Below are 22864 nucleotides of genomic sequence, written 5' to 3'. Positions count from 1 at the left end.
GGGGATGTCAGCCGAAGTTGACGCCCTGAGCCAGCGGCAGCTCGCGGGAGTAGTTGATGGTGTTGGTCGCGCGGCGCATGTAGGCGCGCCAGGCGTCCGAGCCGGATTCGCGGCCGCCGCCGGTGGTCTTCTCGCCGCCGAACGCGCCGCCGATCTCGGCGCCGGACGTGCCGATGTTGACGTTGACGATGCCGCAGTCCGAACCGTCGGCGGCGATGAACCGCTCCGCCTCACGCTGGTCGGTGGTGAAGATCGACGACGACAGACCCTGCGGGACGTCGTTGTGCAGGGCGATCGCTTCCTCGAACGTGTCGTAGGTCAGCACGTAGAGGATCGGGGCGAAGGTTTCGTCCTTGACGATCTCGCTCTGGGCCGGCATCCGCACGATCGCCGGCTCGACGTAGTACGAGCTTTCGCTGCTCGGGCGGCGCTTACCGCCGACGAGGATCTCGCCGCCCTGCGCGACAGCCTTGTCGAGGGCTGCGGTCATGTTGGCGTGGGACTTGCCGTCGATCAGCGGGCCCACGAGGGTGCCGTCGGCGAACGGGTCGCCGATTGGGAGGCGGCCGTAGACCTGGGAGATCCGGTCGATCAGCTCGTCGGCGATGTCCTGGTGGACGATGATGCGGCGCATCGAGGTGCAGCGCTGGCCGGCGGTGCCGGCTGCGGCGAAGACGATTCCGCGGGTGGCGATGTCGAGGTCCGCCGACGGGGTGACGATCGCAGCATTGTTTCCGCCGAGCTCGAGGATGGCGCGGCCGAACCGGGCGGCGACGCGGGGAGCGATCTGCTCGCCCATCCGCTCGGAACCGGTCGCGCTGATCAACGGCACCTTCGGGCTGTCGATCAGGGCCTGGGTGTCGGCGGCACTCGCCGAGACGAGAACATTCAGGTTGGCCGGGGCGCCGGATTCTTTTGCGGCACGGTCGAACAGCGCCGAGCAGGCGGCGGCGGTGAGGGTGGTCAGCTGCGCGGGCTTCCAGATCACCGAGTCACCGCAGACGATGGCAAGAGCCAGGTTCCAGGACCACACCGCGGCCGGGAAGTTGAACGCCGAGACGACACCGACGACACCGAGCGGGTGCCAGGTCTCCATCAGTCGGTGTCCGGGACGCTCCGAGGGCATGGTGCGGCCGTCGAGCTGCCGGGACAGACCGACCGCGAAGTCGCAGATGTCGATCATTTCCTGGACCTCGCCGAGGGCCTCCGAGCGGATCTTGCCTACCTCGATGCTGATCAGGTTGGCGATGTCTTCCTTGTGCTCGGTGAGCAGTTCGCCGAGGCGTTTGATCAGGAATCCGCGGACCGGGCCGGGAACGGTGCGCCACTGCAGGAAGGCCTCGTGGGCGGCATCGATCGCGGCCTCGACGTCGGTGGCGTCGGCGGCGGGATAGTCGAAGAGGCTCTCCCCCGTGACGGGGGAGCGGGTGGTGATGGTGTTCTCGACCCCTGCGGTATCGAGTACGGCCGGGTCGACCCCACACCGCTGCAGGCTGGTGCGTGCAAGAGTGCGCAGTTCGTCGGTGGTGGGAAGGGCGATGGTCTCGGCGACAGCGGTGCTCATTTACTTGACTCCTTGGGTAGCGATGGGTGCCGGTTCTTCGATGGGTCCGCGGATTCCCAATTGGTTGGCAACGTGATCGAGGGAAGCGCGGCGGATCCCGTCGTAGAGCGTGTACGGGTTGTGCAGTGTGCGGCCCAGAACTCCTTCCATCCAGGCGGCGTCGATATCGGTCGTCGACTGTGTGGTGTCCTTGTGTCCGTCCGAGGTCAGATTGGACTGGAAGATCCCGGCCGCGGATTTCGGCAGGAAGTCCTCGTAGACGATCGGCTCCGGGCGGACCCAGCCCTGATCGATCAGATCCTGTAGCGATCGTCCGGGCATCGTGCCGTTGCGTTGCTTGTCGTTGTCGACCCGGTAGGTGAAGTACGCCAGATCGTGGAGCGCGAGCCCCTGTTCGGTGGCGGGCACCTGCTGGTTCCACAGCTCCGCAGCGATCTCGTTGCGTACCTCGGCCGACACCGGCGCGGTCGCGGCCGCCTCCCTGACCGCCTGCTCGATCTCGACGGTCAACCGATCGTAGACCTCGCGGCCGCGGACCGTGGCTGCGATACCGCGGGCCTCGACCTCACCGAAACGCACTCGCAGTGAACCCTTCTCGACGGCGCCGTCGGCCTCCCGGAACACCCGCGGTTCGGCGAGAGCCCGGAACGAGGTCTGCCGCAGCAGCAGATCCGGACCGGCCCACCGCGGCGGACCCTGGATCGTGTCGATCATGTCGATCCGGCGACGCTCCATGCGGGCGTAGAGATCGTCGATGTCGAGCACGCGAGGGGTCAGGTGGTTGATGTGTGTGCTGGCGACGCCACCGATATCGGCGGCCACCGAGGAAACCTGCTCGAGTTCGCGGTACCAGGCGCGGTCGACGGCCTCGGTGGACAGCTTGAATGCCGCTGTGGCCAACGTCAGGAACATCTCCGCGTCACCGGAATTCAGCCCCCGGTACTCGGTCGCCCGGTCGGCGAGGACCAGCAGTTCGGTGGTGAACAGCTTGCGCTTGGCGAGGAAACTTTCCAGGCGTTGCTGCAGATCGGCGCTGAAGAAGCGGCGATCCGAGGGCACCAGCATGGAGGTGAACACCCGGAAGGGGTTGCGCGCCAGTTCGTCCGGGTCCGTCGGACGGAAAGCCGTCGAGACGACCGGGACGGAACTGGCAGCGGCCTCGCGCAGGTCGTAGAACCCGACCGGGTACATGCCCATGGCCGCGAACACGCGGGCGACCTGGGCCATCTCCTGCGGGGTGCCCACTCGGATGGCTCCGTGACGTTCGGCGGTGACCCGGGCAATGGAACCCAGACGTTCTGCGCCCGCACCGAGATTCGACAGCACGGTGTCGTTGACGGCCTGCGATACCTCGAGCAACGTGGTGTATGCGGGAACTTCCTTCCCGTACATGTGCGAGAGACGGCGAGCGAACTCGGCGCGCAGTTCCCACTGCTGGGTGATCGGCATGGCGTGCAACTCCAGGGTCGATGAGGATCGGGTGAGATCGAGATCGTGGTCGCCGGCCGGCTCAGAAGAGCTCCGACGTGTCCGACGTCTCGTTCCGCACGTTCATCGTGGTCCGCGAAAATGAATAGCACCAGCGAAGAAAGCTAGCCACTACCGTTTAGAATCTCTATATGAATATGAGCTTGGCGCACCTCGTCGCACTCCGAGAGCTGGCCCGGCGTGGAACGATGGTCGCGGTCGCCGAGGAACTCGGGTACACCGCGGGCGCAGTATCGCAGCAGATCGCAGCCTTGGAGAAAGCCGTCGGCTCCCGGCTCGTCACCAAGGTGGGTCGCAATGTCGTGCTCACCGATTCCGGCACCGTTCTGGCCGAGCATGCGGTGAAAATCTTGAGCGCGGAACAGAGGGCCCTCGACGCGCTGCGCGCGGTGCACGACGACGTCGCTGCGCCTCTTCTTCTCGGCACCTTCGGTAGTACCGCTGCAGCGTTGTTGCCACCGGTGGTGGCCGCAGCGCAGCGCAAGTACCCGCATCTCGCCCTGAGCAGCCGCGAACTCGACGTCGACGACGCCGCCACCGCCGTCCAACGCGGTCAGGTCGACGTCGCATTCGGGCTGGACTACCCCAATTCACCGATGCCCCGCACACCGGATATCGAGATGATCACCCTACGCAGCGAGCGATTCGGGCTCGCCGTCTCCTCCGGCGCCTACGGCATCCGCACCGAGGGGACCATCGATCTGCGCGAGGCCGCGGAGTGGAACTGGATTCTGCCTCCCGCGGAGACCCAGTTCGGTCGCGCTGTCCGCATCGCCTGCCGTCAGGAGGGTTTCGAGCCGATCGTGCGGCACGAAATCGTCGATACCGCGGTGTCTCTGGCGCTGGCCGGAAAGGGGCTGGGGGCAGCGCCGGTCACCGACATGATGATCAGGCTCAACAGTTCGGTGCCGATCATCCGCGTCGACCTCGAGCAGGAGATCGGTCGGCGAATCGTCCTCATACGCCTCGCCGGCTCGGAGACCAGGCCTACGGTGCGGGCCATCACCGACATCGTTCGCGCCGCGGTCGACCCGGCGTCGACGGCTGCCGAGAAGATCTGATCGCCCGATCGGACGCAGCGGTCAGGTCTGCTCGCCGTTGCGACCCTCTTCGGTTCCGAGGTGCTCGAAGATGAAGCGCCCGAGGGTGAGGCCGACATGCAACTCGAGGCGCTGCGCACCCACCGAGAGATCGAGGCCGGTGATTTCCTCGATCTTCGCGAGGCGGTAGTACAGCGTCTGACGGTGAATGCCGAGGACACCGGCCGTTGCGCCGGTGTCACCGGCCTGGTCCAGGTAAGTCTGTGCGGTGACGAGCAGGTCGACGTTGCGGTGGTCGAGCAGGGCCCGGACGGACGGGGTGAGGACTGCATCGGCGACGACGCTGGTGGGCCCGCACGAGGACAGCCGGTAGATGCCGAGTTCTTCCCAGTACGCGATCGGTCCCATCGATTCGTCGTGCCGGGCGACCCGGACACCGAGTTTGGCTTGCTGCCAGCTTCGGCGGGCAGACCGCAACCCCTGGTACGAACCCCCCACCCCGACCAGAGCTCCGGCACCCGCACCGCTTTCGGCAACGGACCGAACGGGGTCGACGGCGCCGTCGCCGGCAGGGATCATCACCGCGGTCAACGATCCGATCGGTGCCAGCAGAGCGCGTGCGCCAGGGGCGGGCAGGAGACCGTCGACGGCCAGCACGGTCAACGCGCCGCCGTCCGGGAAGAGCCCCGAGTCTTCGATGCGAGTAATCGCACGGGCGAACGCCTTTCGGTCGCCTTCGAGGAGGTCTGCGACGGCGACCGCCATATCGTCACGACCCCGGGCGGTGTGTGCGAGTTGCGCGCCGGCCTGGCCGGCCAGGGACATTGCGGCGGTGAGATCGCCGTCGGACACGGCGCTGTTCTCATCCGCCAGGACGAACAGATATCCGTATGCCGCGCCTGCGTAGCGAGCCGGAAGACAGATCCGCGACGACGCTTCGATATCCGGATTCTCCGGCGTGATCACCGGGCGCGTGGTATCGGCAATCCCGAAGCTTTCGTACCACGCGCGCGCCTCCGGCGGGCAACTGCGGGTAAGGATCGACTGCACCCGATCTTTGTCGACGCCAGGCAACTGGGTGCTGTAAGCGATCAGCGAAAAGGCCCGGTCGACCAGGACGACTGATGCCGACAGACGTTCGGCCACCTCGGTGACCACTTCATCGAGATTCACTTCACCATCTCCGTGAACAGCGTATTTCGTGAGCGATAACTATGGCGATCATTCGGAGTCGGCCATACATGTGTCTGACTGACGGGGCGGAAAGTTCTGGCACATGTCCCTAGCATGCTACGTGGTGGGCCGTTAGGTTGATCACACACGAACGGAAGTTCGCCATCTCGCCGGGCCCAGGACGGCATTTCCGTCCCCGACCCGTCACGGTATCGCGGCGTCCGATCACGCCTGCGACCACAGGGGCACAGCTCGCGCTTTCGATCTCGTGTCCGACTCGACCTTTGGAGCGTTTGATGTCCACTCTCGAACAACCGCCCGAGACGTTGCAGAAGTCTCTGAAACAACGACACCTCACCATGATCGCGATCGGAGGTGTCATCGGCGCCGGGCTCTTCGTAGGTTCGAGCGCCCTGCTGCACACCTCCGGCCCCGCAGCATTCGTGTCCTACGCCATCACCGGTGTCGTCATCGTCCTCGTGATGCGCATGCTCGGCGAAATGGCCACCACCAACCCGTCGACCGGATCGTTCGCCGGCTATGCCCGCAAGGCCTTCGGGGGGTGGGCCGGCTTCACCACCGGCTGGCTGTACTGGTTCTTCTGGGTCGTCGCGGTCGGCGCCGAAGCCGTCATCGGCGGCAAACTGCTGCAACGCTGGATCGACCTGCCCTCCTGGGTGATGGCGGTCGTCCTGCTGTTGGCCATGGTCGCCACGAACCTCCGCTCGGTCCGCAACTTCGGCGAGTTCGAATACTGGTTCGCAGGCATCAAGGTCGCCGCGATCCTGCTGTTCCTCGCCCTCGGTGCCGCCTACGTCTTCGGGCTGTGGCCCAGCCATTCCGCCGATTTCTCCAACCTCACCGATCACGGCGGCTTCACCCCCAACGGCTGGACCGTCATCCTCTCGGGCGTCGTCGTCGCCGTCTTCTCCATGGTCGGCCCCGAAATCGCCACCATCGCCGCCGCCGAATCCGCCGAACCGGAGAAGGCCGTCGCCAAGGCCACCAATTCCGTGATCGCCCGCATCGGGTTCTTCTACATCGGCTCCGTGCTGCTGCTCGCCATCATCGTGCCCTGGACCGACGTCAAGGTCGGCCAGTCGCCGTTCGTCGACGCCCTCACCCACATGGGCATCCCCGGCGGACCTGACATCATGAACGCTGTGGTGCTCGTCGCCGTACTCTCCTGCCTGAACTCCGGCCTCTACACCTCCTCGCGGATGCTCTTCACCCTCGCGCACAAAGGCGATGCGCCACAGAGCATCGCAAAGCTGGACAAGCACGGCGTCCCCCGCAACTCGCTGCTCCTTGCAACCCTCGTCGGCTTCGCCTGCATCGGCCTCGACTACCTCTCCCCCGACACCGTCTTCGCCTTCCTCCTCAACGCCTCCGGCGCCACCATCCTGATGGTCTACCTCATGATCGCGATGTCGCAGATCAAACTGCGTGGCCTGATGACCCGAGAAGAGGTCGCCCAACTCCGCCTGAAGATGTGGCTGTTCCCCTACCTGTCGATCCTCGCTGCCGGCGGCATCCTCGCCGTGCTGGTGTCGATGTTCTACGTCGAATCGTCCCGCTCGCAGATCTCCCTGAGCGTCGGAGCCCTCATCGCGACGTTGATCGCCTACCGGCTTCGCCGGCGCATCAACCCGCAGAGCCCGCTCGCGAACAACATTTCCGCTCCCGCTCCCGGGCCGGTCACCAGGCCCGCCTCGAAGTAACACCCCGGGTGGCGGCGGGTGAGACCAGATACACGGTCTCACCCGCCGCCACCCTTGTGTGTGCACCCCCGAGGGTCAGTCCCGTCGGCGCGCAGCACCGGCGTCGAGCTGCGCGGCGAGCAATTGCGCCAAGTGGTCACCGCGACGATCGGTCAGATCCGCCAACTGCGTCCGGCAGGAGTAGCCGTCAGCCAGGATCGTGGTGTCCGCGTCCGCCCCGGCCACGGCGGGTAGGAGTTGCTGCTCGGCGACCGCCACCGACACCTCGTAATGCCCCTTCTCCACCCCGAAGTTGCCGGCCAACCCGCAGCATCCGCCCAGCCGCTGAACCTGTGCACCGGCCTTCTCGAGAAGCTGCGCGTCCGGACTCCACCCCATCACCGAATGATGGTGGCAGTGCGGCTGCGCGACAACGGACTTGCCTTCGAGAGACGGCGGTTCCCACCCGCGGTCCGTCAACAGTTCCGCGAGGGTACGGGTTGCGTCGGCGACCGGTTCGGCCGCCGACCTACCGAGCAGTTCCGCGGCGTCCGAGCGCAGCACACCCGTGCAGGACGGCTCCATTCCGACGATCGGAATTCCGGCCGCGGCGCTACCGGACAGTGCGTCCACGGTGCGGCCGAGGATCTTCTTCGCCGCGGTGAGCTGCCCGGTGGAGATCCAGGTGAGTCCGCAGCACTGCTGCTTGTCGGTCAATTGCGGCCGGTAGCCGGCGGCTTCGAGCACCTGCACCGTGGCGTGCCCGACCTCGGGGGTGAAGTAGTTGGTGAACGAGTCCACGAACAGCAGCACCGGGTCACCGGTCGTGGCACGGTCGTTTTCGGTGGCCTTGAACCAGGACCGGAACGTCTGCTTCGCGAACGGTGGAATGGTGCGGCGCTTGTCCACTCCGGCCGACGACAACGCCAGCGGTCCGATGCCGGGAACGCGCATCGTGGCGTTGACCAGACCGGGCGCGTGGCTGGCGATCTTCGCCCAACGCGGAAGCCATCCCAGCGAGTAGTGCGAGGCGGGGCGGATGCGGCCCTTGTAGCTCTGGTGCAGCACTTCGGATTTGAACGCGGCCATGTCGACACCGGTCGGGCAGTCCGAGGAGCACCCCTTACAGGACAGACACAGGTCGAGGGCGTCGTGAACCTCGGGCGATCGCCAGCCACCGTCGATGTCGGTGCCGTTGATCATCTCCTGCAACACGCGCGCGCGGCCGCGGGTGGAGTCCTTCTCCTCCCGGGTCGCCTGATACGACGGGCACATCACTCCCCCGGTGGCGGTGTTGTCGGCCCGGCATTTTCCGACGCCGGTGCAGCGGTGCACCGCCTGGGTGAAATCTCCGTCGTCGTGGTGATAGGCCAGGGCCAGGTTGCGGCGCAGGAGTGGGGCTGCGGGAATGCGCAGGTCCGCGTCGACCGGGCGGGGGTCGACCACGACTCCGGGATTGAGGATGTTGTCCGGGTCGAAGACGTGCTTGACGGCAGCAAAGAGTTTCATCGCGTCGGGTGAGTACATCAGCGGCAATAGTTCGCTGCGGGCGCGGCCGTCCCCGTGCTCACCGGACAGGGATCCGCCGTAGCCGGCGACGAGTGTGCTCGCCGCGACCAGGAAGTCCCGGAAGATGCGGTCCCCGCCGGGCTTGTCGAGCGGCCAATCGATGCGCACGTGCATGCATCCGTCACCGAAGTGCCCGTACGGCAGGCCGGTAACGTCGAATTCGTCCATCAGGGCGTCGAAGTCGCGTAGATAGTTGCCCAGCATGGCCGGTGGCACGGCCGCGTCCTCCCATCCTGCGTGTGCGGGAAGGCCGGCAGGACTGCGGCCGGCGAGTCCGGCGCCATCGGCGCGAATCCGCCACAGCTGGGCCGTGCGGCCCTCGTCGGTGACGACGAGGCTGTCCACGGCTCCGCAGTCCCGTCCGACCTGCTGGGCCCTGGCGATCGTCTCGTCGAGGTCGTCGCCGACGACCTCGACGAACAACCAGGCCGCCCCCGCAGGCAACGGCGGAACCGCATCCGGACCGCGGCGCTCGCGCACCACGTCGACGATCCGGGAATCGATACCCTCGCAGGCGGTCGGATCGAACTTCAGCACCAGCGGGGTCGCGTCACCCGCCGACGCGATGTCGGCGTACCCCAGCACGACCAGGACGCGGTGGGCGGGCTCGGACACCAAGCGGACCGTCGCGCGGGTTGCCACCGCGAGGGTGCCCTCCGTGCCGACCAGCATGCGGGTCACGTCGAACCGATTTTCCGGCAACAGGTGTTCCAGGGCGTATCCGGACACCTGACGGCCGAATTGCCCGAGCTCGGTGCGGATGGTCGCCAAACCGGCGCGGGTGACCTGCTGTAGTGCACTCAGCGCCGGGGAGGCCGTCACCTCACCGGCCGAACCCAGTTGCAACGACTCCCCGGTCCCGGTCAGAACGTGCAAGCCCTTCACGTTGTCCGAGGTCCGGCCGTATCCGAGCGTGCGCGAACCGCAGGCATTGTTTCCGATCATGCCGCCGATGGTGCATCGAGTGAACGTCGATGGGTCGGGCCCGAATCGTAGGCCCTGCGGTGCGACGGCCTGCTGCAGCACCGTCTGAATCGTGCCCGGCTCGACGGTGGCGGTCTGTGCGTCCCTGTCGATCGACAGCACCCGGTTCATGTGCCGGCTGAAGTCGAGAATCAGTCCGGTCCCGACAGCGTTACCTGCAACGGAGGTGCCGCCACCGCGAGAGGTCAGCGGCACGCCCTCTCGGCGGCACACCGCGAGGGCGGCCGCCACCTCGTCGGCATGGCGCGGCCGCGCGACGACCAGCGGTCGCACCCGGTACAGGGACGCATCGGACGAATAGGCAGCGCGGGTGGTGCCGTCGGAGAGAACGTCGCTCACTCCCGAACTGCGCAGCTCAGCGGCCAGTGATTCAGCGGAGATCATTCGTAGCATGCTACAACCTCTAGCATGCTACGAACAGCCCCGTGTTGTTACAGTGATCGGGTGGCAGACGAAGCGCTCGAACTCGAACCGCTCACCCCGTTCGCGGGACGACGGATGGAGCAGGCGATCGCGGCGGTGCGGGCGGCCATCGACGACGGCCGCATGAAACCGGGAGTGAAGTACTCGGTCTACCAACTCGCCGAGGGTCTGGGCATCTCCCGAACCCCGGTGCGGGACGCTTTACTGCGCCTGGAAGAAGTGGGAGTCATCAAGTTCGAAGCACGCCAGGGCTTCCGCATTCTCCTCCCCCAGCCGAAGGAGATCGCGGAGATCTTCGCAGTCCGGTTGGCCCTCGAACTACCCGCGGTCCGCAAGGCCGCAGCCGCGGCCGACCCCATGCTCTCGGATGCACTGCAGCGGCAACGACGCCTGATGCAGGACGCCGCCGCCGGCGGCGACGAACACGAGTTCGCCCATCATGATCTCGGGCTTCACGACCTGATTCTCGACGCCGCCGACAACGCCCGAGCCCGCGCGATCGTCAAGACCCTTCGCGAGACCACCCGGCTGCTCGGGGCCAATACCGCCGACAAGACCAGAACACTCACCGACATCGACGACGAGCATGCGCCCATCATCGATGCCATCATCGCCGGGGACCCCGACGGAGCGGAAGCCGCCATGCGCGTTCATCTGGTCAACACCGGGAAACTCCTTGTCGCCCAAGCTGTTCTCAGCGACGACTCCGGCCTCTCCGTCGACGAGATCTGGTCTGCCGTCATCTCCTGACCAACGCGTCAACCCTGCGGCGGCTTCTCCGGTGTCGCGCGCCGGTGCACGGCAAGTTGCAGTTCGAACAGCAGCCGGTCGGCGGCGTCCTGCAGACCGATCCCGATGATCTCTTCCACTCGGCGGATCCGGTACCGCAGCGTGTTGGGATGCACGCTCAGTGCGGCGGCGGCATTACGAACGTCCCCGTGCTCCGCGAGGTAGGTCTCGGCGCTCTCGCACAGGTTGGAACCATGCTTGCGGTCGTACTCGTACAGCGCATCGACGCGCGGATCGTGCAGTTCCGGGTGCTCGCCGACGAGGTCGAGGATCTCCCCGAGCAGCACCGCGGTGCGGGATTCGGCGAGCGTGGTCACCCGTCCCTCCGGGAACGTGGCGGCAGTGCCGTCGAGAACCCGGTCGACCTCGACCCGCGCCGCGGCCACCTGCGCGAGGTCGGGAACCGGAACGGCGATCGCGGCCCGCAGCACGATCGACCGCTTGGCCTCGAACTGGTCGACGAGCTGCCGCGTCCACGCGGTGACCCCCGCAGCGGACTTGTAGCGAGGAAGGAGCACGTAGGCGCGATCACCGATCACGGTGGCGACCGAATGGCGGCTGAACGAGCTCGCGTGCAGGCGGAGCATGCTGCCCATTCCGGCGAACTCGCCGGTGGCCGTCGAGCTCTCCGATCCGGTCGGCGCGAAGCCCACGACAGCGGCCGCGCCGCTCATCGGCAAGTTCAGGGCGCTGGCCACGGAGGGAACATCGACGCCCCCACCACGCGCACCGAACAACCGTTGGACCAGCAACCCCTCGGTGGAGGGGGCGTTGAGACTTCGGGAGATGATCCGGGCTGCGATCGCCGAAGCGCCGCGCAACACGTCCACCGCATCCGGATTGAACGGTGCGTCGCCCTGTTGCACCCAGATCGAACCGAGAAGCCGCGGTGCGGTCGAGGTGTCCTCGGTGGACTGGCGGATGCTGACCACCAGGCGCCGCTTGGTGGCGAGTTCTTCGTGCGCGGGCACGTCGATGACCTCGTCGCTTTCCCGGAGCCGGTCGAACACTCCCCACTTCTGCAGTGTCCGCAGGTAATCGCGTGGGCCCTCACGGCCGAGGATCGACAAGGCGCGCAGTTCGTCCGCCGCTTCGTCGGAGGCAGAGTATGCGAGCACCTTCGACTGGGCGTCCTCGATCGAGACCATCCCCCCGGCGTTCTGGGCGACGATCTGCGCGAGGCCGAACAGGTCAGTGTCCGTGGCGAGCAGATCCGGGTCCGCAGGTGCGCCACGCCCGCGGCGAGACCGGTCGAGCATGCGCTGGACCAGCGGGAACACGTGATCCCATCGCGCCTTCGGGTGCACCGCCACGAGGGCGACGCCGGCACGGTGCGCCGCCGCCTGCACTGCGCTCGATTCGTGCGCCGTCTTCGACATCACCGCATGCGGCCGGTGCCGTCGCGCCCGCCCGGAGACGTCGTCGAACCAGCGCACGGCGTCGGCGTCCGCAACCCCCACATGGAGATACAAGTCCTGCATCGGAGATTGCGATTCGGTTTCGACCGTCAGATCGGAGCTGTCGACGAGCGCCACCGATGCCACAGCGACGTCGTCACCCGCGGGAGCGTCGATCAGCTCGACGACCGCGGTGTCGAGAGCACGGAGAAGCTCACGCAGCGTGATGGTTTCGGCAGAAGCAGCGGGAGCCGCGGCAGGGTTTCGATCTCCGGGTGTCACCGGCATCGCTCCGTTCGGAGGGTGAGAATCAGGTTTAGCCAACAGTACAATGAGAATCACCAATTCTTGTCCAGCTGGCTCAATATCTTGGCTCCGTTCTGGTGTTGACTACGTCTAGTTCGAGCGGCGGTTCCTTCGCCGCCACACCCCCGTAGGAGGTTCCATGGACGCCGTCACCACCACGCCCCAGCCGATCAACGAGCCGGTGGGCTCCTTCGCCCCGGGGAGCCCCGAGCGTGCCCGACTGCAGGCGAAACTGGCCGAGCTGGGGTCCAACCCCACCGAGATCCACAACGTCATCGGCGGTGCGCACCGGCGCGGCAACGGCCCCGCGATCGACGTCGTCCAGCCGCACCGGCATGCCGCGGTCCTGGGCACCTTCACCAATGCCGGCGCCCAGGACATCCAGGACGCCGTTGCAGCCGCGACCGCCGCTGCCCCGGCCTGGCGGGCACTGTCCTTCGAGGACCGCGCCGCAGTGTTCCTCCGTGCGGCCGACCTGCTGTCCGGACCGTGGCGTGAAACCCTCGCCGCCGCAACCATGCTCGGCCAGTCCAAGACCGCGTACCAGGCCGAGATCGACACCCCGTGCGAACTGATCGACTTCTGGCGCTTCAACGTCCAGTTCGCCCGGCAGATCCTCGCCGACCAGCCGATCTCCTCCCCCGGCGTGTGGAACAAGCTCGAATACCGCTCCCTCGAGGGCTTCGTCTACGCCATCACCCCGTTCAACTTCACCGCCATCGCCGGCAACCTGCCCACCGCACCCGCCCTGATGGGCAACACCGTGGTGTGGAAGCCCTCGCAGACCCAGGCCGTGGCCGCGTACTGGACGATGAAACTGCTCGAGGCCGCCGGTCTGCCGCCCGGGGTGATCAACCTCGTCAACGGCCCCGGCGCCGAGGTCTCCGACATCGTTCTCGCCGACCCCCGCCTGGCCGGGATCCACTTCACCGGGTCCACCGCCACCTTCCAGCACCTGTGGCGCCAGGTCGGCGACAACATCTCGAACTACAACAGCTACCCACGCCTGGTCGGCGAAACCGGCGGCAAGGACTTCGTCCTCGCCCACAGCTCCGCCAACCCCGACACCCTCACCACCGCCCTGCTGCGCGGCGCGTTCGACTACCAGGGACAGAAATGCTCCGCGGCCTCCCGCGCGTTCGTCCCGAAGTCGGTGTGGGCGAAGATGGGCAACGACTTCATCGAGAAGGCGTCGACCCTGAAATACGGGGATGTCACCGACTTCTCGAACTTCGGTGGCGCCGTCATCGACCAGCGAGCGTTCGACCGCAACGCCGACGCCATCGCCCGCGCCAAGGCCACCCCCAGCCTGACCATCGCCGCCGGCGGCCACGTCGACGACAGCGTCGGCTACTTCGTCGACCCCACCGTCCTGCTCGGTGACGACCCGACCGACGAGGCCTTCCGCACTGAGTACTTCGGACCGATTCTGTCCGTCCACGTCTACGACGACTCCGCCGCCGGATCGTTCGAGAACATCCTCGACCTGGTCGACAAGGGGTCCGCCTACGCGCTGACCGGCTCGATCATCGCCGACGACCGCACCGCGATCGCCAAGGCCACCGACGACTTACGATTCGCCGCCGGCAACTTCTACATCAACGACAAGCCCACCGGCGCCGTCGTCGGACAACAGCCCTTCGGAGGCGCCCGGGCGTCGGGCACCAACGACAAGGCCGGCTCCCCGCAGAACCTCCTGCGCTGGGCCTCCGCCCGCACCATCAAGGAAACGTTCGTCCCGGCCACCGACCACCACTACCCCCACCAGGGCGCCGACTCCACCGAGGACATCTGATGGCGGCCGCCGATCTGCTCCGGCCCGCCCTGCTCGCCGCAGCCCGCTCGCCGCGGATGGAACGCACGGTCAGTCGCATTCCGGTGACCAAGGGCCTCGTCGACCGGTTCGTCGCCGGCGAGACCGAGGATCAGGCGGTGGCCGCGACCACCGATGTCCTCGGCTCCGGCCGCTACGTCAGCATCGACTACCTCGGCGAGGACACCACCGATCTCGGGCAGGCCTCCGGCACCGTGTCGCATTACCTGACGCTGTTGTCGTCGCTGGCGCACCGTGCCCCGGCCACTGACTCCGGCGGTCGGCCGCGCAGCATCGAGGTCTCCCTGAAGCTGTCCGCGCTCGGACAGTGCCTTCCCCGGGACGGTCACAACGTGGCACTCGAGAACGCCCACAAGATCTGTACCGCGGCCGAGGAAGCCGGCGTCTGGGTCACGGTCGACGCCGAGGACCACACCACCACCGACTCGACCCTGTCGATCGTGGGAGAGCTCCGCGAGGACTTTCCCACTCTCGGCACCGTGCTGCAGGCCTACCTGAAGCGCACCGAAGCGGATTGCCGGGACCTCTCCGGGCCCGGATCGCGGATCCGGTTGTGCAAGGGCGCGTACAAGGAACCCGCATCTGTTGCCTACCAAGGTAAGCCCGCGGTCGACGAGGCTTACCTGCGGTGTCTGCGGATCCTGATGAACGGCGAGGGCTACCCGATGGTCGCCTCCCACGATCCGGCCATGGTCGACGCCGCACTGGCGCAGGCGAAGGCCACGGGTCGCACCACCGACGAGTTCGAGATCCAGATGCTCCACGGCATCCGGGACACCGAGCAGTTGCGTCTGGCCGAGCAGCAGCAACACGTGCGGGTCTATCTGCCCTACGGCGAGCAGTGGTACGGCTACTTCATGCGCCGTCTCGCCGAACGCCCCGCCAACCTGGCCTTCTTTCTCCGGTCACTGACCTCGACGAAGTAAGGGCTCGGGACGCCGTCGCGGTACGCCAGGCAGGAGCGACTCCCACCGCATCTCACGCGATGCCCGGTTGCTCCGGCGCGCCTTCGCCCGCGCCACCCGCCCGGGTGAAGAACGAAACGCGGCCGTTGGTCTCGAGCACGGCAAGCTCGATTTCGTCGAACCGGCGGATGCCCTTCTGCCGGGCATCCGCCATCAGGTCGTCCAGCGACATTCGCTCGGTGCGTAGCCGCTGCAGGTCGGGTATCCCGTCACGAACGATGATGACGGGAACACCGTGCGTGACCCCACGCACGCGGGGGAATCGCGCATTGGCCCATGCCAGGGCCAGTGTGAGCAGGGCGAACACTCCGACCGCGAGGACTGCGGACGTCACGGAGTAGTCCTGTTGCGTCACGCCCTGCTGAACGAGGTCGCCCATGACGACAGGACCGCCGCACGGATCACGATCTCCATCAGGGCACCAGGACACCGAGACCGATCCCGAGTGGCCGAGCTGACTCGAAGACTGAATGTAGGCGTCGAAGCCCAGGGTGAGTGTGTCTCCGGGCGGTGGATCGATCGTGATGTAGGTCCGCGAAGCGTCGCTGGTCTCTGCGGACGGCTCGGGTGTCCATCCCTGGGTCTCGAACAAGTCGAAATTAACTGCGCGCGACTGCACTGCACACGAGGTGTTGTTTGATTCGCTTGTGGCACGGGTAGGCGGAAGATGCAGCAGCGTCGATGTTTCGGATGGGAGGAACACGAGATGGCACGCAAGGATTCACAACCCCAACTCAAAGACCAGGAAATGTACGAGGAACTCCGCGAGAAGGGCGATTCCAAGGAGAAGGCCGCACGAATCTCCAATGCCGCGGCCAGTCGTGGGCGCGAGAGCGTCGGAAAGTCGGGCGGGAAGTCGCAGTCATACGAGGACTGGACGGTCGACGAGCTCCAGAAACGTGCCAAAGAGCTGGGTTTGCAGGGTTATTCGAAACTGAACAAGAAGGAGCTCATCGACGAGCTTCGCAATCATTAGCCGGGCGGCTGCCCGTCTGTGAGGCCTGTCGATCCTGCAGGATCGAGGCCTCACGAGCCGTTGCAACCCGAACGTCAGGAGAACAGCGTGCTGCTCGACGGTATCAACCACATCGCCTGGATCTCGAAGGACGCCGCCCGCTTGGGCCGGTTCTACGCCGATGTGTTCGACGCCGACGTCGGACCCACACGCACCCACGGCGACGACGGCAGAGAAACGATGACCGTCATCCGCATCGGCCCGCACACCGAACTGAACATCTTCGTGATCGAAGGCAACACCGAACCTGAGCGCCAAACACCCATGTGGGGACGGGGACGCATCGATCATGTCGGCCTGCAGGCCGCCTCACACGAAGCATTCGCCACGATTCGGCAACGTCTGATCGATGAGGCGGCCAGCGACGGAGCCGTCAACGACTTCGGCGCCGTCCAGAGCATCTTCTTCCGCGACCCCGACGGACTCGAAGGGGAAGTGCTGATAGCCAAACCCCGGTAGGACGCCCTGGCGACAGACACCGGGAGCTCGCTCGATCCCATCATGGCCGATGACCTGGATTTCGACCTCGATCGATGCACCACGTCGTACCGTGGAACCACCACCGATCCGCACAGTGACCGACGCGAGGAGTGCTGAGAATGTTCGATCTCGAACCCGCCACCGACGTAATGGCCTCTCTCGTCGAGTCCGTGCGCGACGATCAACTCACAGCACCGACACCGTGCCCGGAGCTCACCGTCGGTGACCTCCTCGACCACATCGACGGGCTGTCGCTTGCGTTCACCGCCGCCGCGACGAAGGCACCGCCCGCCGGGGGAAGCCAACCACCCTCCACCGACGCCGCTCGCCTCGGCACCGACTGGCGCACCCGGATCCCGCAGCGTCTGGCCGCGCTCGCCGGCGCCTGGCGCGAGGAGGCGGCGTGGCACGGGATGACCCAGGCAGGTGGACTCGACCTACCGGCCGACGTCGCGGGCGCGGTCGCGGTGGACGAGATCGTCGTGCACGGTTGGGACCTCGCCGTCGCCACCGGTCAGAACTTCCACAGCACACCGGAACTACTCGGCGCCGCATACGAGTTCGCGAAGACATCGGCCGACCACAACCCGCACGGCACGCCCGGACTGTTCGGGCCACCGGTGACCGTTCCTGACTCCGCGCCACTGCTCGAGCAACTGCTCGGCCTCACCGGCCGCGATCCACAGTGGGTTCCCGCCGCCACGTAGCCGTCCGCACTGTCCGCCGCGGACAAAGCTCGAGGCGAACTCGAGCCCGGCGGAATATTTCGGACCACCCTCCCCGCGAATAATGTCATGGATCACACGGCAAATCGAAGGGGAACGAAACAGATTCCGACATCGGCTATTTCAACTCGTGGGGCGCTCCGACGACGGCCGCTTCGAGGACTCCGCCGTGGGTGGCGAGTGCGTTCTCGATCTCCTTGGGGTAGATGTTCTCGCCGCCGCGGATGATCATGTCCTTGATGCGGTCGACGAGGGTGAGGTACCCGTCCTCGTCGAGTCGGCTGACGTCGCCCGTGTGGAGCCAGCCGTCGACGATGGTCCGGTCTGTCTCCTCCGGACGCCCCAGATAGCCGTGCATCACGTTGGCGCCGCGAACGACGACCTCGCCGACCTCTCCCGGGGGAAGCACGGCGCCGGACTCGTCCATTATCGCGAGGGTCTACCCCGGCCCCGCCCGCGTCCTGCCGATGATCGAGGACACCGAGAAGTCCGGCGACGCCCGCGCCCTGGTCAAGGGCATCCTCGACCGCAAGGAAAAGCTATTGGGCTTCGGGCACCGCGTCTACCGCGCCGAAGACCCCCGCGCCCGGGTGCTCCGCGCCACCGCCCAACCCCTGAACGCCCCCCGCTACGAGGCCGCCGCCGCCCTCGAACAGGCCGCCCTCGCCGAACTGCGCGAACGCCGCCCCGACCGGGCCATCGAAACCAACGTCGAATTCTGGGCCGCGGTCATCCTCGACTTCGCCGAGGTCCCCGCGCACATGATGTCCGAGATGTTCACCTGCGGCCGCACCGCCGGCTGGTGCGCCCACATCCTCGAGCAGAAGCGTCTCGGCAAGCTCGTCCGCCCCGCCGCCATCTACACCGGACCCGCACCCCCGAATCCGTAGGCGGCTGGGACCAGATCGCCTCGACGTAGAGATCGACACCGCCGAGAAACGCAACGCCGCGCCGCGTAAAGACGCCGTCCGCGGGCGGGCGCCTACTGGCGGCGGATGGGCCCTCGGGCCTCGATCATCGGTGCTGTTCGCGGTAGCGGCTCGGACTGATGCCGTAGGTCGCCGTGAATGCTCTGCTGAATACGGACAGATCGATGAACCCGAACTGGGCTGCGATGTCGGTCAGGGATCGGGGGATGTTGCGTGGGGCCACCATCGCTTGGCGGCAAGCCTCGAGTCGGTGTTCGCGAATCGTGGCAGCAGCGGTTGCGTCGAAGCGCGCGAACACCCTGTGGACGGTTCTGGTGGAAACGAAGAAGGCCTGAGCGATGCCGGACGGCGACAGATCCGGGTCGTCGAGGTGCTGTCCGATGTACCGCACCATGTTCGCGTACAACTCCCGCATGGCGGCATCTGGATCGTCGGGCTGACATTCCTCCTGCGCCGCGGTGATGGCCAAGTCGGCCAAACCGCCGGCGAGGCCGATCGCGCCCCCCGAGGAGACCTCCCCATCGGCGACGAGAAGGCTGGACAACATTGGTGACAGTAGATGTCCCACAGGGGAAGTGGAGCTGACGGTCCGCGCTGTCAACTGCTGCGACTGGCTCTCGGTGAGCGACACCGAGGCGCGCGGCCAGGTGAACACGCGCAGGTGCCAGTCCGGATGCAGGTTCCAGGTAAAGGGTCGCGAGGTCTCGTAGAGGGCGAAATCACCCGGGCCGAGAATGCAGGTACGTCCGTCCTGGATGAGCTGGCCCTCACCCGCGACAACCATGCCGATCTGCATCAAATCGAGTGGGTGGCGGTTGGCAAGCCTCGCCGTTCGGCGGAAGGATTGCGATGTCGCGGTGACGTCGGCAGCCATCAGGTGCGCGAAATGCCGGGTATGGACCGCGCCGGTGAAGTGCGTGGGCTCGGCGGGATCGATATCCAGCGCGACGAAGGTGTCGCGGATCGTGTCGATCCAGGTGCCGAGCGTGGTGGTCCGAACCACCTCGCGACGCTGATGAGGTGTCGACCCGGCGCGCGACAGTGACGGTTGCAGCACTGGTGTGTTCGCGGGCCGGCAATCCGAGCAGTCCCCATGCACGAGGTCGCCATCAGGCGGTGGCAACGACGTCATGAACAGCTTCCTCTCCTCGCGTGAACCCAACGCTATGAGCGGGGAAACCGCATGTCAACGCGCGCTCGCCTATTTACGCGGAAGAAACACTCGAACCCTGCGAATTCCGGCGCCAGTGGTTCCTCCCCGCGATGACGATGTCGCGGAGTGCAAAGGGGGTGGTCGCTGAGCGTCAAACATCACGCCCCGGAAGCTCCTACCGTTCGAGTACGCCGGAAAGACCCGGATGGCTCACAGGACATCCTGGACCGATTGATCGTCGATGTCGACAGAAGGACAAACTATGGAATTCATCGCCGTTCGTCACGCTGTGGACCCCCACGGAGTAATCGCTCTTCGCGGAGAGACATAGCATGCCACTCCTGCTGCTCGACGCTGTCATGGCACTTCTCCGAACGCTGATCCGCCCCTACCGTTGGCCGGCCGACCTGAGGGACGGTGTCAGCAGAATCGCGACGACACGAGCCCATCGACGGTCATTGGCGCTGCACGCACACTTGGCGGGTACACACGACGACAGCGTGTACGCCGACGACTTCGGCGCCACAGCTCTCCGGCAGTGACCACAGGATCGGCGCCGAGTGTCGCTGATCGTCGAACTACCTGTCGCTCGCAGTCAAATCCATACCGGGACAGCGCGGTAGCTTCGACCACCAACCGAGTTGCCGAACGTTCTCGGCAAGCCCCAACTCATGAATGAGGAGTCTTCATGGAATCTGCAATCGGCGACCATCTCACATGTCCGCGGAGCTTGACTCGGCGTGTGCCCGACGACTACCAACCCCCTTTCCCGATGTGGGTGGGACGCGCTGACGAGCGCCTGCAGCAGGTGGTCATGGCGTATCTCGGCGTGCAGTTCCGCGGCGACGAGCAACGCCCGGCCGCGCTTGCGGCCATGCGCGACATCGTTGCCGGCTTCGATCTCGACGACGGCCCGTTGCACCACGACCTGACCCATCATGTGGACAATCAGGGCTACGAGAATCTGATTGTCGCCGGATACTGGAAAGACGTTGCTGCCCATACTCGTTGGATACAAGGCTCAGCCGCGGCCGACTGGTGGGCATCGGATGAACGACTGTCCGAGGGACTTGGCTACTTCCGCGAGATCGTTGCCCCGCGGGCCGAGCAATTCGAAACGCTCTACGCCTTTCAGGACCACCTCCCCGGTGTCGGCGCTGTCATGGACGGGATCAGCGGCGAGATCAACGAACACGGGTACTGGGGTTCGATGCGCGAACGTTTCCCGATCTCCCAGAATGACTGGATGCAGCCCGCGGGCGATCTGCGGGTGATCAGCGGCGATCCTGCAGCGGGTGGCCGTGTGGTGGTACAAGGCCACGACAATATCGCGCTGATTCGGTCCGGCCAGGATTGGAAGGATGCCGAATCCGAAGAGCGCGCCCTGTATCTCGAGGAAATTCTCCCGACCTTGCAGCAGGGCATGGATTTTCTTCGCGACAACGGCGAGTCGGTGGGCTGCTACAGCAACAGGTTCGTGCGCAACATCGATCTGGAAGGGAACTATCTCGATCTGAGCTACAACATCGGCCATTGGGGTTCGCTCGACAAACTCGAGCGCTGGGCAGAATCCCATCCGACCCATCTGCGAATCTTCACCACCTTCTTCCGCGTCGCCGCCGGCCTGTCAAAACTTCGGCTCTATCACGAGGTCTCGGTGTTCGACGCGTCCGACCAGCTGTACGAGTACATCAACTGCCACCCCCAGACCGGCATGATGCGCGACGCCCAACCGGTCAAGCACGTCAGGAGCACCCCCTGATGACAGTCATCCGACCGAACGACGACGCAATCGGTTCTGCCGCAGATCATTACGGCCTACATGTTGACGCTGCGACTCGGCAGGAGTTCGCAGGCTTGGTCGATGGCGCGCTCGGTTCGTACGACGTAGTCGACGACCTGTATGCGGACGAGAGTTTCTCGGCACCCTCCCGCGATCATGCGACACCTGATGCGAGCGACAATCCCTTGGGCGCATGGTATGTAACCACGAGCATCTCGACCGCGACGGGTGGGCCGCTGACCGGCCGGCGGGTGGCGATCAAAGACAACGTGACCGTGGCCGGCGTGCCCATGATGAACGGATCGCGATCGTTGGAGGGGTTCGTTCCCACCCGTGATGCAACCGTGGTCACCCGACTGCTCGATGCCGGCGCCACGGTGGCGGGCAAGGCGGTGTGTGAAGATCTGTGCTTTTCCGGTTCGAGCTTCACCCCGGCCACCGGTCCGGTGCGCAACCCGTGGGACCGTGACCGCGAGGCCGGTGGATCCTCCGGTGGCAGCGCCGCCCTCGTCGCGGCCGGCGATGTCGATCTCGCGATCGGCGGCGACCAGGGTGGGTCGATCCGCATTCCGGCCGCATTCTGTGGCGTAGTCGGTCACAAGCCCACGTTCGGGCTGGTCCCGTACACCGGTGCCTTCCCCATCGAGCGCACGATCGATCATCTCGGGCCCATCACCCGAACGGTCGAAGACGCGGCCCTGCTTCTGTCGGTGATCGCCGGCCGTGACGGCCACGATCCCCGCCAGCCGGACAACCTCGTGGTGGATGATTACTTGTCGACCCTCGACTCCGGGATCGACGGCCTGCGGGTCGGCGTCGTGAGCCAGGGGTTCGGGCACGCGATCTCACAGCCGGAGGTCGATGATGCGGTCCGTGCGGCTGCACACCGCTTCACCGAGGCTGGTGGCGTGGTCGACGAGGTGAGCGTTCCGTGGCATCTGCACGCGTTCCACGTGTGGAACGTGATCGCCACCGACGGCGGCGCCTATCAGATGCTCGACGGCAACGGCTACGGCCTCAACGCAGACGGCCTCTACGACCCCGAACTGATGGCGTACTTTGCGCAGCACCGCATCCAGCACGCTGATGCCCTGTCCGAAACCGTCAAACTCGTCGCCTTGTGCGGCCATCACGGTGTCACCGCGTTGGGCGGATCGAGCTACGGCAAGGCCCGCAACCTGGTACCGCGCGCTCGCGCCGCCTACGATGCTGCGCTGGAAACCTACGACGTCCTGGTCATGCCGACCCTGCCCTACGTTGCCTCCGAACTACCGGCGCAGGATGTCGACCGGGTCACCTACGTCACCAAAGCCCTCGGAATGATCGCGAACACCGCCCCATTCGATGTCACCGGCCACCCCGCCCTGTCAGTGCCGGCAGGTCTGGTGAACGGCCTTCCCGTCGGAATGATGATCATCGGGAAACGATTCGACGACGCCACGGTCTTACGCGCCGGCCACGCGTTCGAACAGATCCGCGGCGCCTTCCCCACGGCGACCGGCCAACAGGCCACCAGTGCACGTCTGAGTCTCGCCTGAGACAAGGCG

At 66.2% G+C, this 22864-nt stretch carries 18 protein-coding genes and 2 pseudogenes; 12 read left to right on the top strand and 8 right to left on the bottom strand.

Translation table 11 applies throughout. The features are described from left to right. Positions 1 to 7 precede the first annotated feature (7 nt). Together amaB and hglS are read right to left on the bottom strand one after the other, a co-directional pair. The gene (gene amaB, locus QM693_RS09450; protein WP_283352129.1) at positions 8 to 1564 is read right to left on the bottom strand and encodes an L-piperidine-6-carboxylate dehydrogenase; all 1557 of its coding nucleotides are present in this window, start codon (positions 1562 to 1564) and stop codon (positions 8 to 10) included. Continuing rightward, positions 1565 to 3013 carry a 2-oxoadipate dioxygenase/decarboxylase gene (gene hglS / locus QM693_RS09445; RefSeq protein WP_283352128.1) on the bottom strand — a complete coding sequence of 483 codons (1449 nt, stop codon included), beginning with the start codon at positions 3011 to 3013 and terminating at the stop codon, positions 1565 to 1567. A 170-nt stretch (positions 3014 to 3183) separates the two neighbouring features. On the opposite strand from hglS, the gene QM693_RS09440 reads away from it, so the two are divergent. Beyond that, a complete protein-coding gene (locus QM693_RS09440) occupies positions 3184 to 4113 on the top strand; it encodes a LysR family transcriptional regulator (protein ID WP_280784302.1) in 930 nt (309 codons plus the stop codon). A 21-nt stretch (positions 4114 to 4134) separates the two neighbouring features. Here QM693_RS09440 and QM693_RS09435 read toward each other — a convergent pair whose 3' ends face one another. Next, on the bottom strand, positions 4135 to 5265 hold the full coding sequence (locus tag QM693_RS09435; protein WP_280784303.1) for a PucR family transcriptional regulator: 1131 nt from the start codon (positions 5263 to 5265) through the stop codon (positions 4135 to 4137). A 296-nt stretch (positions 5266 to 5561) separates the two neighbouring features. Between QM693_RS09435 and QM693_RS09430 the strand changes: the two genes are divergently transcribed. Further along, positions 5562 to 6986, top strand: a complete 1425-nt coding sequence (locus tag QM693_RS09430; RefSeq protein ID WP_283333980.1) for an amino acid permease — start codon at positions 5562 to 5564, stop codon at positions 6984 to 6986. Between the two features lie 75 nt (positions 6987 to 7061). On the opposite strand, the gene QM693_RS09425 is transcribed toward QM693_RS09430, so the two are convergent. Continuing rightward, positions 7062 to 9911: an FAD-binding and (Fe-S)-binding domain-containing protein gene (locus QM693_RS09425; RefSeq protein WP_283333978.1), complete on the bottom strand. Its 2850-nt coding sequence runs from the start codon at positions 9909 to 9911 to the stop codon at positions 7062 to 7064. A gap of 51 nt (positions 9912 to 9962) precedes the next feature. Here QM693_RS09425 and QM693_RS09420 point away from each other — a divergent pair, with 51 nt between their 5' ends. Then, positions 9963 to 10691, top strand: coding sequence for a GntR family transcriptional regulator (locus QM693_RS09420; RefSeq protein ID WP_283333976.1), 729 nt, complete (start codon positions 9963 to 9965; stop codon positions 10689 to 10691). 8 nt (positions 10692 to 10699) lie between these two features. Here QM693_RS09420 and QM693_RS09415 read toward each other — a convergent pair whose 3' ends face one another. Next, the gene (locus tag QM693_RS09415; RefSeq protein WP_283352127.1) at positions 10700 to 12415 is read right to left on the bottom strand and encodes a PucR family transcriptional regulator; all 1716 of its coding nucleotides are present in this window, start codon (positions 12413 to 12415) and stop codon (positions 10700 to 10702) included. Positions 12416 to 12572: 157 nt separating this feature from the next. On the opposite strand from QM693_RS09415, the gene pruA reads away from it, so the two are divergent. Both pruA and QM693_RS09405 read left to right on the top strand, forming a co-directional pair. Beyond that, a complete protein-coding gene (gene pruA, locus QM693_RS09410) occupies positions 12573 to 14228 on the top strand; it encodes an L-glutamate gamma-semialdehyde dehydrogenase (protein WP_283352126.1) in 1656 nt (551 codons plus the stop codon). Next, positions 14228 to 15193, top strand: a complete 966-nt coding sequence (locus QM693_RS09405) for a proline dehydrogenase family protein (protein ID WP_283352125.1) — start codon at positions 14228 to 14230, stop codon at positions 15191 to 15193. Before pruA ends, QM693_RS09405 begins: the two co-directional genes overlap by 1 nt. Positions 15194 to 15245: 52 nt before the next feature. Here QM693_RS09405 and QM693_RS09400 read toward each other — a convergent pair. Beyond that, positions 15246 to 15617 (bottom strand): annotated as a pseudogene (locus QM693_RS09400) (DUF421 domain-containing protein); the annotation flags it as partial. 321 nt (positions 15618 to 15938) lie between these two features. Here QM693_RS09400 and QM693_RS09395 point away from each other — a divergent pair. The 3 genes from QM693_RS09395 to QM693_RS09385 all read left to right on the top strand — a co-directional run bounded on the left by QM693_RS09395 (position 15939) and on the right by QM693_RS09385 (position 17434). Continuing rightward, positions 15939 to 16208, top strand: coding sequence for a DUF7218 family protein (locus tag QM693_RS09395; RefSeq protein ID WP_283352123.1), 270 nt, complete (start codon positions 15939 to 15941; stop codon positions 16206 to 16208). An 87-nt stretch (positions 16209 to 16295) separates the two neighbouring features. Continuing rightward, complete coding sequence (locus QM693_RS09390) at positions 16296 to 16706, top strand: VOC family protein (protein ID WP_280784312.1); 411 nt, start codon at positions 16296 to 16298, stop codon at positions 16704 to 16706. 140 nt (positions 16707 to 16846) lie between these two features. Beyond that, the gene (locus tag QM693_RS09385; RefSeq protein WP_283352122.1) at positions 16847 to 17434 is read left to right on the top strand and encodes a TIGR03086 family metal-binding protein; all 588 of its coding nucleotides are present in this window, start codon (positions 16847 to 16849) and stop codon (positions 17432 to 17434) included. A gap of 142 nt (positions 17435 to 17576) precedes the next feature. On the opposite strand, the pseudogene QM693_RS09380 reads toward QM693_RS09385, so the two are convergent. Next, positions 17577 to 17891 (bottom strand): annotated as a pseudogene (locus tag QM693_RS09380) (class I adenylate-forming enzyme family protein); the annotation flags it as partial. Positions 17892 to 17919: 28 nt separating this feature from the next. Between QM693_RS09380 and QM693_RS09375 the strand changes: the two are divergent. Then, on the top strand, positions 17920 to 18342 hold the full coding sequence (locus tag QM693_RS09375; RefSeq protein ID WP_502942618.1) for a citrate/2-methylcitrate synthase: 423 nt from the start codon (positions 17920 to 17922) through the stop codon (positions 18340 to 18342). Between the two features lie 124 nt (positions 18343 to 18466). Here QM693_RS09375 and QM693_RS09370 read toward each other — a convergent pair whose 3' ends face one another. Continuing rightward, on the bottom strand, positions 18467 to 19384 hold the full coding sequence (locus tag QM693_RS09370; protein ID WP_283352121.1) for a helix-turn-helix domain-containing protein: 918 nt from the start codon (positions 19382 to 19384) through the stop codon (positions 18467 to 18469). Positions 19385 to 19866: 482 nt separating this feature from the next. Between QM693_RS09370 and QM693_RS09365 the strand changes: the two genes are divergently transcribed. The 3 genes from QM693_RS09365 (at position 19867) to QM693_RS09355 (ending at position 22855) form a co-directional block, all read left to right on the top strand. Next, a complete protein-coding gene (locus QM693_RS09365) occupies positions 19867 to 20076 on the top strand; it encodes a hypothetical protein (protein WP_283352120.1) in 210 nt (69 codons plus the stop codon). 146 nt (positions 20077 to 20222) lie between these two features. Next, positions 20223 to 21296 carry an aliphatic aldoxime dehydratase gene (oxdA, locus tag QM693_RS09360; protein WP_349307493.1) on the top strand — a complete coding sequence of 358 codons (1074 nt, stop codon included), beginning with the start codon at positions 20223 to 20225 and terminating at the stop codon, positions 21294 to 21296. Further along, the gene (locus QM693_RS09355; RefSeq protein WP_283352118.1) at positions 21296 to 22855 is read left to right on the top strand and encodes an amidase; all 1560 of its coding nucleotides are present in this window, start codon (positions 21296 to 21298) and stop codon (positions 22853 to 22855) included. Before oxdA ends, QM693_RS09355 begins: the two co-directional genes overlap by 1 nt. Positions 22856 to 22864 lie beyond the last annotated feature (9 nt).

The organism is Rhodococcus sp. IEGM 1305, from assembly GCF_030058635.1.
In the GTDB taxonomy this organism is placed as follows: Bacteria; Actinomycetota; Actinomycetes; order Mycobacteriales; family Mycobacteriaceae; genus Rhodococcus_F; species Rhodococcus_F opacus_D.
Note: the sequence above shows the minus strand (reverse complement) of the source record. Positions and strands in the feature narration are given on the sequence as shown.